The organism is Pedococcus sp., from assembly GCF_036554925.1.
In the GTDB taxonomy this organism is placed as follows: Bacteria; Actinomycetota; Actinomycetes; order Actinomycetales; family Dermatophilaceae; genus Pedococcus_A.
The window spans coordinates 19,955-31,489 of sequence record NZ_DATBMI010000051.1 but is presented as its reverse complement, the minus strand read 5'-3'; the positions used below and the strand labels follow the sequence as shown (position 1 = coordinate 31,489).

Annotated in this window: 14 protein-coding genes; 7 read left to right on the top strand and 7 right to left on the bottom strand. The window is 72.6% G+C overall.

What is annotated here, in order from left to right; translation table 11 throughout:
* The 3 genes from VIB11_RS04255 to VIB11_RS04245 all read left to right on the top strand — a co-directional run.
* The coding region (locus tag VIB11_RS04255) for an AIR synthase related protein (RefSeq protein WP_332028681.1) at nt 1-884 on the top strand (884 nt) is incomplete at its 5' end.
* Nucleotides 885-898: 14 nt separating this feature from the next.
* Entirely contained in the window at nt 899-1,261 is a 363-nt protein-coding gene (locus VIB11_RS04250; protein WP_332028679.1) for a sterol carrier family protein, read from the top strand.
* Between the two features lie 141 nt (nt 1,262-1,402).
* Nucleotides 1,403-1,888 (top strand): peptide-methionine (S)-S-oxide reductase, encoded by a 486-nt coding sequence (locus tag VIB11_RS04245; RefSeq protein ID WP_332028677.1) that lies wholly within the window; start codon nt 1,403-1,405, stop codon nt 1,886-1,888.
* On the opposite strand, the gene VIB11_RS04240 is transcribed toward VIB11_RS04245, so the two are convergent.
* Genes VIB11_RS04240 through VIB11_RS04230 form a run of 3 tightly spaced genes read right to left on the bottom strand, consistent with a single transcriptional unit; the run spans nt 1,873 to nt 4,799 of the window.
* Nucleotides 1,873-2,916 (bottom strand): Gfo/Idh/MocA family oxidoreductase, encoded by a 1,044-nt coding sequence (locus VIB11_RS04240; protein ID WP_332028675.1) that lies wholly within the window; start codon nt 2,914-2,916, stop codon nt 1,873-1,875. The genes VIB11_RS04245 and VIB11_RS04240 overlap by 16 nt on opposite strands.
* A 27-nt stretch (nt 2,917-2,943) precedes the next feature.
* Nucleotides 2,944-3,741, bottom strand: a complete 798-nt coding sequence (locus VIB11_RS04235) for a fused MFS/spermidine synthase (RefSeq protein ID WP_332028674.1) — start codon at nt 3,739-3,741, stop codon at nt 2,944-2,946.
* A gap of 11 nt (nt 3,742-3,752) precedes the next feature.
* Nucleotides 3,753-4,799 (bottom strand): zinc-dependent alcohol dehydrogenase family protein, encoded by a 1,047-nt coding sequence (locus VIB11_RS04230; RefSeq protein ID WP_332028672.1) that lies wholly within the window; start codon nt 4,797-4,799, stop codon nt 3,753-3,755.
* A gap of 69 nt (nt 4,800-4,868) precedes the next feature.
* Here VIB11_RS04230 and VIB11_RS04225 point away from each other — a divergent pair, with 69 nt between their 5' ends.
* A complete protein-coding gene (locus tag VIB11_RS04225) occupies nt 4,869-5,729 on the top strand; it encodes an LLM class flavin-dependent oxidoreductase (RefSeq protein ID WP_332028670.1) in 861 nt (286 codons plus the stop codon).
* Nucleotides 5,730-5,838: 109 nt separating this feature from the next.
* Here the strand turns inward: VIB11_RS04225 and VIB11_RS04220 are convergent, their stop codons facing one another.
* Genes VIB11_RS04220 through VIB11_RS04210 form a run of 3 tightly spaced genes read right to left on the bottom strand, consistent with a single transcriptional unit; the run spans nt 5,839 to nt 7,718 of the window.
* Complete coding sequence (locus tag VIB11_RS04220; protein WP_332028669.1) at nt 5,839-6,603, bottom strand: anti-sigma factor; 765 nt, start codon at nt 6,601-6,603, stop codon at nt 5,839-5,841.
* Entirely contained in the window at nt 6,600-7,199 is a 600-nt protein-coding gene (sigK, locus tag VIB11_RS04215) for an ECF RNA polymerase sigma factor SigK (RefSeq protein WP_332028667.1), read from the bottom strand. The genes VIB11_RS04220 and sigK overlap by 4 nt, the downstream gene beginning before the upstream one ends.
* A 27-nt stretch (nt 7,200-7,226) precedes the next feature.
* Nucleotides 7,227-7,718 (bottom strand): fasciclin domain-containing protein, encoded by a 492-nt coding sequence (locus VIB11_RS04210; RefSeq protein ID WP_332028665.1) that lies wholly within the window; start codon nt 7,716-7,718, stop codon nt 7,227-7,229.
* On the opposite strand from VIB11_RS04210, the gene VIB11_RS04205 reads away from it, so the two are divergent.
* Nucleotides 7,717-7,869 (top strand): hypothetical protein, encoded by a 153-nt coding sequence (locus tag VIB11_RS04205; protein ID WP_332028663.1) that lies wholly within the window; start codon nt 7,717-7,719, stop codon nt 7,867-7,869. The genes VIB11_RS04210 and VIB11_RS04205 overlap by 2 nt on opposite strands.
* Before the next feature lie 130 nt (nt 7,870-7,999).
* On the opposite strand, the gene VIB11_RS04200 is transcribed toward VIB11_RS04205, so the two are convergent.
* The gene (locus VIB11_RS04200) at nt 8,000-9,598 is read right to left on the bottom strand and encodes a molybdopterin-dependent oxidoreductase (protein WP_332028661.1); all 1,599 of its coding nucleotides are present in this window, start codon (nt 9,596-9,598) and stop codon (nt 8,000-8,002) included.
* 82 nt (nt 9,599-9,680) lie between these two features.
* On the opposite strand from VIB11_RS04200, the gene VIB11_RS04195 reads away from it, so the two are divergent.
* On the top strand, nt 9,681-9,893 hold the full coding sequence (locus VIB11_RS04195; protein ID WP_332028659.1) for a hypothetical protein: 213 nt from the start codon (nt 9,681-9,683) through the stop codon (nt 9,891-9,893).
* Nucleotides 9,894-9,923: 30 nt separating this feature from the next.
* Nucleotides 9,924-11,462, top strand: coding sequence for an amidophosphoribosyltransferase (gene purF, locus VIB11_RS04190; protein WP_332028657.1), 1,539 nt, complete (start codon nt 9,924-9,926; stop codon nt 11,460-11,462).
* The last annotated feature ends 73 nt before the right edge of the window (nt 11,463-11,535 follow it).

The following is an 11,535-nucleotide window of genomic DNA, read 5'->3' as shown; positions in this document are numbered from 1 at the left end:
CCGGCCGCGGCGTGGCGGTCAGCACCGACTGCAACGGGCGCTTCGCCAAGCTCGACCCGTATGCCGGGGCGCAGCTCGCGCTCGCCGAGGCCTACCGCAACGTCGCCACCGTGGGAGCGACCCCGCTGGCGATCACCGACTGCCTCAACTTCGGCTCGCCTGAGGACCCGGGCGTGATGTGGCAGTTCGAGCAGGCCGTCAAGGGCATCGCCGAGGGCTGCCGCGAGCTCGGTATCCCCGTCACAGGCGGCAACGTCTCGTTCTACAACCAGACCGGTGAGACGGCGATCCACCCGACCCCGGTCATCGGCGTCCTCGGCGTGATGGACGACGTCGCCCGCCGCACCCCGAGCGGGTGGAAGGCGCCGGGCCAGGTCATCTACCTGCTCGGCACGACGGGGGAGGAGCTCGACGGCGGTGAGTGGGCGCACGTGCGCCACGGCCACCTCGGCGGCTGCCCGCCGAAGGTCGACCTCGCCTCCGAGAAGCTGCTCGGCGAGATCCTCGTCAACGCCAGCCGCGACGGCCTCGGCGACGCCGCTCACGACCTGTCCGACGGCGGCCTCGCCGTCGCGCTGGCGGAGGCGACGCTGCGCCACGGCGTCGGGGCGCGCATCTGGCTCGAGGAGGTCTGCGAGCGTGACGGGATCGACGCGTTCACCGCGCTGTTCAGCGAGTCCACCGCTCGGGTCGTCGTCGCCGTGCCGCGCTCGGAGGAGGTGCGCTTCACCGACATGTGCACCGCCCGCGGGCAGGTGCACGCGCGCATCGGCGTCGTCGACGACGCCACCGACGGGCTCGACGTGCAGGGCCGGTTCGCCGTGACGCTGGCCGAGCTGCGCGAGGCGCACACGCGCACCCTCCCCGCCGTCTTCGGAGCCTGAGGGCGAGGTCGGGTATGCCGCCGCGCCGCCGGGTGCCCGTCGACGCCGGCGCCACCGCGGTGCGCCAGTGGCGTGACGAGGACGGCGCGGTCGAGCGCACCGTCCTCGCGACCGCCGTGCGCTACGCGCTCGAGGAGCTCGCCCAGCGGGCCCCGGGTCGCAGCGTCGAGGTGCGGGTGCCGCCCTTCGGGGCGGTGCAGTGCATCGCCGGGCAGGTGCACGCCCGCGGCACCCCGCCCAACGTCGTCGAGACCGACGCGGCCACCTGGCTCGCCCTCGTCGTGGGCCGGCTCGAGTGGGAGCAGGCGTGGGAGTCCGGCGCGCTCCGGGTGAGCGGCCACCGCGCGGACCTCGCCCCCTACCTGCCTCTCGTCTGACAACGGCGCCTGACAGCGGCGTCCGACAACGGCGTCTTAAGACGGCGTGCGGACGTGCCGTTCTGTCGACGGGCGGCGCGTTGAACGGGTGGCGCGGTCGGACGTAGCCTCGTGTCGTTGCGGCGATGGACGGAGCCGGCCATGGGTGACACGGCTGAGACCGCGGTTCTCGCGGGTGGATGCGCGTGGGTCATGCAACAGCTGCTGCGCCAACCCGAAGGGGTCATCTCCACTCGGACGGGCTTCATGGGTGGCGAGAACGAGCATCCGACCGAAGAGGACAGTGGCGGTCACGCCGAGGTCGTGGAAGTCGTCTTCGATCCTGAGCGGCTCTCGTTCCGAGGGTTGCTCGACGTGTTCTTCCTCGTCCACCGACCCGACCTCAAGGAAGACGTGGTGGGTTCGCTCTATCGCTCAGAGATCTTCTGCACCAGCCCGGAGCAGCGCGCAGTGGCCGAGCAGATGATCCGTGACGTCGACGCGTCACGTCATTGGCCCGGAAGGACGGTGACCAAGGTCAGCGACGCTGGGATGTTCTGGGAGATGGGCCCCGAGGGGCAGGACTACCTGTTGCGGTTCCCCCACGGCTGCAGACCGCCGTTCCCAGGTACTCACTCGCCCGGGTAGCGCACCCCGACCTGGCGGCGGACCTCGTCCATCGCCTCCATGAGCCGCAGGGTCTCGGCGTGCGGCATCAGCGCCGACTCCCTGGCGCCTTCGTGCATGCAGCGCGCCACCTCGGCGGCCTCGTAGCGCAGGCCGCGGTGCATGTCGCCCTCGTGCGGCTCGAAGGTGTCGACGACGTCGGCGTCGATGCCCGTGCCGCGCAGCCGGACGGTGTTGGGGCCGTAGAAGTCGCCGTCGATCTCGATGCGCCCGCGGGTGCCGCACACGGCCGCCGTCGTCGGGGTCTTGGTGAGCATGGACGTGCCGAGCAGTCCGTGGGCGCCGGAGGACGTGGTGACGGCGATGCTGACCTGCGCGTCGACCCCCTCGAGCGTCAGCGTCCCCGTGGCGGTGATGTCCTCGAACACACCGAGGACGAGGCCGGCGAACGAGAGCGGGTAGATCCCGAGGTCGAGGAGCGCCCCGCCGGCCAGGTGCGGGGACGCCAGCCGCTCGGGCCCGTCCGGGTAGAGCTGCTGGCCGTGGTCCGCCATGACGGTGTGCACCTCGCCGAGCACTCCGTCCTCGAGCGCGCGGCGCACGACGTCCATGTGGGGCAGGAAGCGAGACCACATCGCCTCCATGGCGAACAGTCCGCGGGACGCAGCCGCGTCGAGCACCTCGCGGGCCTCGGCGGCGTTGCGGGTGAAGGCCTTCTCGACCAGGACCGGCTTTCCCGCCTCGATCGCGAGCAGGGCGTGCTCACGGTGCTCCGAGTGCGGTGTGGCGACATAGACGACGTCGACCTGCGGGTCGGCGACCAGCTCCTCGTACGAGCCGTACGCCGCGCGCGCCCCGACGTCGTCGGCGAAGGAACGCGCCCGCTCCAGGCTGCGTGAGCCGACCGCCGTCACCACCTGGCGGGTGCCGTCGCGCAGGGCCTCCGCGAAGCTGCGGGCGATGTTGCCCGGCCCGAGGACCCCCCAGCGGAGCGGGGGCGCCTCCATCGGGTCGGGAGTGCGGGGCGCGGGAAGGCTCACGGCGGTCATGCGCCCCATCCTGCCGGGGCCCCGCGATCAGCGCAGCCGCCAGCCGTCGCGGGGCGGCGGCTCGGGCGAGAGGTCGGTGTCGCCGTCGACGTACGCGCGACCCCCCGCCAGGAGGCGGGCGAGCTCCTCCCCGGTCCGCAACGAGCTCGGGAACGGGCACCGGGCCACGGCGCGGGTCAGGGCCGGCAGGTCAAGTGCCGCCGTCGACCCCAACACCACGTGGTTGCCGAACCGGCGCCGCTTCCACACCTCGACGAGGGCGACCGCGGCGGTCTCGGGGAACACGCTGTCGAGTGCGGCGTACCAGCGGCGCAGGTGCTCGCGGGTCGGCTCGTCGGTGACGTTGGCCATCAGCAGGCCGCCCGGTCGAAGGACGCGCCGCACGTCGGTGAGGAACTCGACGGTGGACAGGTCCGCGGGCATCCGCCCCGCGGCATACGCGTCGAGGACCACGACGTCGGCGCTGGCGTCCCGCAGGGCCGCCACCCCGCTGCGGCCGTCGACCGGCCGAACCCTGATCCGGTGCCCCCGCGGCAGCGGGAGCTCCCGGCGGACGGCCTCGGTGAGGGCGGTGTCGGGCTCGAGGACGACCTGTGGTGAGCCCGGCCGGGCGTGCTGGACGTAGCGGGGGAACGTCAGCCCCGCGCCGCCCACATGGGTGACCGCCAACGTGCCCTCGGGCAGGGTGTCGAGGACGAGACCGAAGTGGTTGACGTACTCGAAGAGGAGGCTGCCCGGGTCGGCGAGGTCGACGTGGGACTGCGGCTGGCCATCGAGCATGACGACGGTCCCGCCGTGGCCGTCGTCGACGAACTCCGCCTCCACGCCGGCACCCCTCAGGGGCGGATGAGCGACTTGACTGCCCGCCGCTCGTCCATGGCCGCGTAGGCCTCGGCGGCGCGCTCGAGTGGCACCTCGTGGTCGAAGACGACGCCGGGGATGACGACCTCGGCGAGCACGTCGTCGCGCAGCTGGGGGAGGTACTGCCGCACTGGGGCCACGCCACCAGCGACCGCGACGTTGCGCCCGAACATGTCGCCGATCGGCAGCTCCACGCCGTGCGGAACCCCGACGTAGCCAACGGTTGCGCCCGGCCGGGCCACCGCGATCGCCGTCGCCATGGCCTCGCCGGTGCCGACGCACTCGAGCACGGCGTCGGCGCCCACGCCCGCCGTCAGCTCGAGGACCTCGGCCTCGCCCTCCTCGCCGCGGGTGGCCACGAGGTCGGTGGCGCCGAAGTCACGGGCGATGAGCTGGCGCTGTTGGTGGCGCGACATCGCGATGATCCGCTCCGCCCCCATCCGGGAGGCGGCGAGCACGCCGCACAGGCCGACCGCGCCGTCGCCGACGACCACCACGGTGTCGCCCTCGCGCACCCCCGCCGAGACGGCGGCGTGCCAGCCGGTGCCCATGACGTCGGAGAGGGTCAGCAGCGACGGCACGAGGTCGTCGTCGGGCACCTCGCGGGTCGCCACGAGTGTGCCGTCGGCCAGCGGCACCCGCACGTACTCGCCCTGGCCGGCGTCCACCATGAGCCCGTCGGCGTCCTTGTGGCCCCAGCCGCCGCCGTTGGCGCACGCGCTCTGCATGCCGACCTGGCAGTGCGGGCAGGTGTTGTCGCTGTAGAGGAACGGCGCGATGACGAAGTCGCCGGGGCGCAGGCTGCGCACCTCCGCGCCGACCTCCTCGACGATGCCGACGAACTCGTGGCCGATCCGCCGCGGCCGCCGCACCTCGTTGATCCCGCGGTAGGGCCACAGGTCGCTGCCGCACACGCACGCCGCGGTGACCCGCACCAGCGCGTCGGTCGGCTTCTGGACCTGCGGGTCGGGGACCTCCTCGACGCGGATGTCGCCGGGGGCGTGCAGGATCGTGGCCTTCATGGCGCCCAGCCTCCCACGCAGGCAGGTGCCGTATGCCGCGGGGCCGGGCCCGCGGCATACCCTCACCGCATGCGCTATGGCCTGACGATCCTGCCGGAGCACCGCTGGGCCGAGGCGGCGCCGCTGTGGCGGGCCGCCGAGGAGATGGGCTTCGACCACGCCTGGACGTACGACCACCTCGTGTGGGCGGGCCTGCCCGACGCCCCGTGGTTCGGCACGACGCCCACCCTGACCGCGGCGGCCCTGGTCACCGGGCGGGTCGGCCTCGGGACCCTCGTCTCGTCTCCCAACTACCGGCACCCGGTGACGTTCCTGCGCGACCTGCTGGCGCTCGACGACATCTCCGGCGGCCGCCTCATCTGCGGTCTCGGCACCGGCGGCGACCTCGACTCGCGCATCCTCGGCGATGCCCTGACCGTCCGCCAGCGGGTCGACCGCTTCCACGAGTTCACCGAGCTGCTCGACCGGCTGCTCCGCGAGGACCACGTCGAGCACGACGGCGCCTTCTACCGGGCAGCCGACGCGCGCACCCTGCCGGGGCCGGTCCAGCAGCCGCGGATTCCCTTCGTCATCGCGGCGAATGGTCCGCGCTCCCTGCGGCTTGCCGCGGCCCACGGGGCAGGGTGGGTGACGACGGGTGGGCGTGCCGACACCCTGGAGGAGTGGTGGTCCGGCGTCGCCGAGCTGTCACTGCGCCTCGACCACACCCTCGCGGACGCCGGGCGCGAGGCCACCTCCATCGACCGCTACCTGCTGCTGGACAGCTCCCCGGTGTACTCGCTGGACAGCGCAGAGCTGTTCGAGGAGATGGCCGGGCGTGCGGGAGACCTCGGGTTCACCGACGTCATCACCCACTGGCCCCGGCCCGACGGTGTGTATGCCGGTGACGTCGCGGTGCTCGAGGAGGTCGCCTCGCGGCTGCTCGGCTGACCCGCTCGGTCGACCCGCTCGGTCGACCCGCTCGGCTGACCCGCCCGGTCGACCCGCTCGGGCGGGCCGCTCGGGCGGCCGCTCGGGCGGGCCGCTCGGGCGGGCCGCGTCAGCTGAACTCGAAGAGGGCGATCGGCTCGCTCGTCGGCGCCGGGGAGCCGCCGGCAGGCTCGAGCGTGATGCCGACGCCGGTGTACTTGGAGGCGTCGCCGTCGAGGACCATGCTCACGGACGGCCGGGCCTCGTGCGGCATCAGGCCGGCGCTGACCATCTCGCCGTCGGGGTTCTGGAACCACACCTGGAAGTCCTTGCCGTCGGGTGCCGCCGGCATGTTGTCGGCGATGATGACGGCCTTGCCGAGGGAGGGGCTGCGCACGATCGTCGCCCGGGCGCCGTCGATGACCTTCTCGTAGCGCTGCGCGTCCTTGGCCCGGATCACCTGCTCGGTGGCGGTGGGGGGCTGCTGCGGCTGGTCGCTGCTCCACGGGCTCCAGACCAGGCCGCCGATGGCCAGCACGGCCGCGGCCGCCGCCGCCACCAGCCACGTCACGGGCGAGCGCCAGCGACGGGACTCCAGCGTGACGACCCCTGCGACCGGGCGGTGGCCCTCCGTGGTGTCACCGGTGTCGGCAGGCGGGGTGAGCGGGGGCAGGGGGCGGACCGTCTTGATCTGGTCGAGCACCGACGCACGCAGCGAGTCGGGAGCAGTCGTCGCCGTGACGCGCGTCAGCTGGACGGCCGCGGCGCGGAGGCTCTCGACCTCGGCCCGGCACTCCGGGCACTGCGCCAGGTGGCTTTCGAACTCGGCCCGCTCGACGTCGTCGAGCGCGTCGACGGCGTAGGCGCCGCTGAGCCCGTGGATGTCGGCGTTCATGACTGCATTCCCAAGGTGTCTCGTAGACGGATCAGGCCGTCCCTGATCCGGGTCTTGGCGGTCCCGAGTGGGATCCCCAGGAGGGCGGCCACCTCGGTGTGGGTGTAGCCGCCGAAGTACGCCAGCTGGACAGCGCCTCGCTGGGTCTCGGTGAGCGACTCCATGGCGCGGCGCACGCGCTGGGCCTCGAGGTCGCGTTCGGCCTGCTCGGCGGTGACGTCGTAGTCGCGCTCCCGGCTGGCCCGTTCGTAGGTCTGGTCGCGTCGCGTCGCGGCCTCGGCCGAGCGCACGCGGTCAACGGCCTTGCGGTGCGCGATGGTCATCATCCAGCTGATCGGGCTGCCCTTGTCGGGGTCGAACCGGGCACAGCTTCGCCAGATCTCGAGGAAGGCCTCCTGGGTGACCTCCTCCGACTGGGCCGGGTCGCGGACGACTCGCAGCACCAGTCCGTAGAGCCGGGACGACGAGGCGTCGTAGAGCTCGGCGAACGCGCGCTCGTCGCCTCGGGCCGATGCCTTCAGGAGGTGGCCCAGGTCGGGCTGGCCGAGGGCAGCGCTCTCCCCGGACGCTGGGTGGCCCGGGGAGAACGCCGACATGACGACCATGATGTCTGATCTTCCGCCCTACTGGGGAAGCAGCACGCCGTCGATGATGTAGACCGTCGCGTTGGCGGTCTGCACGTTGCCACACACGACCTTGGCGTCCTGGACGGTGAAGTCCTCACCGGAGCCCTTGACCGTGATGGTGGTGCCCGCGAGGGTCTTGTGCTCGCCGGCCAACTTGTCGGGGCTCAGCTTGCCCTGCACGACGTGGTTGGTGAGCACCTTGGTGAGCAGCCCCTTCGGGTCCTTCATCGCCGCGTCGAGCGTCTCCTTCGGGACGGCCGCGAAGGCGTCGTTGGTCGGGGCGAACACCGTGATGTCCTGGGTGGTGTTCAGCGTCTCGGCCAGGCCGGCCTCGCCGACGGCGGAGACGAGCGTGGACAGGACGGGGTTGTTGCTGGCGGCGGTGGCGACCGGGTCGGTGGCCATGCCGGCGAACGACCCCTTGCCGTCCTTCGGGACGGCTGCGCAGCCGGCGCCGAACGGCTCGGTGCCCATGCTGTCGCTGGTCATGGAGTCGGAGGTGGTCGGCGCGCTCGAGGACGAGCTGCTGGAGGAGGCCGCAGACTCCGACGAGTCGGCGGAGCCGCCGCAGGCAGCGAGGCCGAGGGGAAGCGAGAGGGCGATGGCAGCAATGGCGCTGCGCCGGATGAAAGTCATCTGAGGTGTGCTCCTTGGTCGGGACTGCTTACACCTGGTGTTCGGTGCCTCTGCTTGGCCGGATTGCCTTGTGTCACAATCTATTTCGCATTTCTGGAAGTTCTCTCCACGGTTGTTCTCCGACGGCGCGGACGTCACGTCTCGACGAAGACGACGACCGAGTGCCACCCGGTGGCACCCTTGGGGAACGGCGTGGACTTCTGCTCGGTCTGCACCGCGCCCGTGTTGTCGGTCGCGCGGACCGTCAGGGTCCGGCGTTCCTCTCCGGCCTCGGGTGTCCACATGACGTACCACTGGCGCCAGTAGTCGATGCCCGCGTCCGGCCCCATCGTCGCGGGCCTCCAGTCGCCGTCGTCCACGCGGACCTCGACGCCCTTGATGCCCCGGCCCTGTGCCCAGGCGACCCCGCCGATCGGCAGGGTCCGTCCTGCCTTGACGGTCTGGAGCCCGGTCGGTGTGTCGATGCGCGACTGGGTGAGCACGGGGGCGTCAGTGGCCCAGTCGCGCTCGGTCCAGTACGCCTTCTCGTCGGCGTAGGTGGTGGCGGTGAGCTTGGCCAACCACTTGGTCGAGCCGACGAACCCGTAGAGACCCGGCGTGACGAGCCGGGCCGGGAAGCCGTGGCGCGGTGGGAGCGGCTGGCCGTTCATGGCCACCGCCAGCAGGGCGTCGCGGTCGTCGGTGAGGGCCTGGATGGGGGTCGAGATGGTGAACCCCGTCGTGGAGGTGCTGAGCACCTGGTCGACGCCGCTGCGGACGCCCGCGCGCTCGAGGAGGTCGCGCACCCGCACGCCGAGCCAGCGCGCGGAGCTGACGTAGCCGCCGCCCACCTCGTTGCTGACGCACGTCAGGGTGATGTCGCGCTCGATCATGGGCAGGGCGAGCAGCTCCGCGTAGGTCAGGCTGAAGGGGTTGTCCACGGCGCCGTCGATCTCGACGGTCCACGAGTCCGCGTCGACGCGCGGGATGATCAGCGAGGTGTCCACCCGGTAGAAGGACGAGATCGGGGTGCGGAACGGGCTCAGCCCGCGGACCCGCTTCTCCAGGCCGGTCGGCAGCGGGTCCAGCCGCAGCTGCGGGGCCGGGAGGTCGGCGGCGGTCGGGACCGCGGTGTTGCTGGCGAGCTTCTGCCCGAGGGCGCCGGCGACGGCCGCCCCGGCGGTGACGCCCGCGGCGCCGAGCAGGAAGCTGCGGCGGGGTGTCGCGCCGGGGGAGACCGCCTCCGACGCGGTCTCGCCGAGCGTGGTCGGCGCGTCGGCGGGTCGTGTCGTGGAGACGGGGGTGGTCACGGTGGACGGCGCCACCAGCCGCACGAGCCACCAGAGGGTGGCCACCCCGACAGCGGCGGCCGCGAGCCCGGGCAGGACGTCCACGGGGGCGGCGGTGGGCTGGAGGAGGGCGGCCGTGCCGGCGAGGCCGGTGAGCACGACGAGCAGCACGAGGGCCACGCCGAGGCGCCGGCGGGCCACCAGGCCGATGGCCGCGGCCAGCAGGAGGGTCACCACGCTGATGCCGCCGACCAGGATCGGCTTGTCGGCCGTGCCGAACGTGGCGACAGCCCACTCCTTGACGGGGGTCGGCGTCGCGTCGATCACCGCGGAGCCCACCGCCAGCACGGGAGAGGCTGCGGGGCTCACCAGGGCGGCGACGAGGTGCCCCGCCGCGATGCCGGCAACGGCCGCGAGGGCCCCGGACGCGGCATACGGCCATCGGCTGTCATGGACGCTCTTCACGGGGGTCATTCGATGTCGAAGCACCTCCCGGATGGGTCCCCCTGCACCTCCATGGTCCCACCGCGCGGGTAGCGTTGCGGGCGTGAGCAGCCCCCGCCGCACCCCCAACTTCGCCCGCTTCCTCGTGACGGGCGCGATCCTCGGCTTCGTCGTCGGCTCGGCCGCGGCCTTCGTCGGCGACCAGGCCCCGGGCTACGGCGAGGGGGCGGCCGTGGCCTACCTCGGCGTCTTCGGGGCGGCGATCGGCACGATGCTGGCCGGCGTGGTCGCCGTGCTGCTGGACCGCCGCGGCTGACGGGCCGGGCGCTGTGCGAGACTGACGCACGTGGCACGCGGAGATGGACGCCTCTCACACGACCTCCTTCCCGGCGAGAAGGGACCGCAGGACGCCTGCGGTGTCTTCGGCGTCTGGGCTCCGGGCGAGGACGTCGCCAAGCTGGCCTACTACGGGCTGTACGCGCTGCAGCACCGCGGGCAGGAGTCGGCCGGCATCGCGACCTCCGACGGCCGCAGCATCCTCGTCTACAAGGACATGGGGCTGGTCTCGCAGGTCTTCGACGAGCGCTCGCTCGGCTCCCTCAAGGGCCACGTCGCGGTGGGTCACTGCCGCTACTCGACCACCGGTGGGTCGACCTGGGAGAACGCGCAACCGACGCTCGGGGGCCACGAGCAGAGCACCGTCGCGCTGACCCACAACGGCAACCTGATCAACTCGGCGGAGCTGCGCGACCTCGTCGAGGCACGCCGCCGGGACGGCTACGGTGCCGAGGGCGGCGAGCTCCGTCGCGGCAACACCACCGACACCGCCCTGGTCACGGCCCTGCTGTCCGACGACCCGGACCGCTCGCTGGAGGCGGCCGCCCTCGACGTGCTGCCCCGGCTGCGGGGCGCGTTCTGCTTCGTGTTCATGGACGAGCACACCCTGTATGCCGCGCGCGACCCCCAGGGGATCCGTCCGCTGGTGCTCGGTCGCCTCGAGCGGGGCTGGGTCGTGGCCTCCGAGACCGCCGCGCTCGACATCGTCGGCGCCTCGCTGATCCGCGAGGTCGAGCCCGGCGAGCTCATCGCGATCGACGAGGACGGCCTGCGCTCGCAGCGCTTCGCCGAGCCCGCGCGCAAGGGCTGCGTCTTCGAGTACGTCTACCTCGCCCGTCCCGACACCACCATCAACGGCCGCGGTGTGCACGAGTCGCGGGTCGAGATGGGCAGGACCCTCGCCCGCGAGCACCCCGTCGAGGCCGACATGGTCATGCCGACCCCGGAGTCCGGTACCCCGGCGGCCATCGGCTACGCCCAGGAGTCAGGCATCCCCTACGGGCAGGGCCTGGTCAAGAACTCCTACGTCGGGCGCACCTTCATCGCCCCGTCCCAGACGATCCGCCAGCTGGGCATCCGGCTCAAGCTCAACCCCCTCCGCGAGGTCATCAAGGGCAAGCGGCTCGTCGTGGTGGACGACTCGATCGTGCGCGGCAACACCCAGCGTGCGCTGGTGCGGATGCTGCGGGAGGCCGGGGCCGCCGAGGTCCACGTGCGGATCTCCTCCCCGCCCGTGCGCTGGCCGTGCTTCTACGGCATCGACTTCGCGACCCGGGCCGAGCTGATCGCGACCGGCATCGGTGTCGAGGAGGTCTGCACCTCGATCGGCGCGGACTCGCTGGGCTACATCAGCGAGGAGGGCATGATCGCGGCGACCGAGCAGGCGCGCGACCAGCTCTGCACCGCCTGCTTCACAGGTGTCTACCCCGTCGAGCTGCCGGACGAGAGCCGCCTGGGCAAGAACCTCTTCGAGACGCTGCCGCTCGACGTCGAGGGCGTGGCCACCGGTGTCGCCGGCGGCGCGGCGGACGCCCTGACCCGCCCCTGACCCCTCACCCCCCTCCCTCTTCCCTCTTCCCGGTCGAGGTAAAAACGCCGGGGTTTCCCGGCGTTTTTACCTC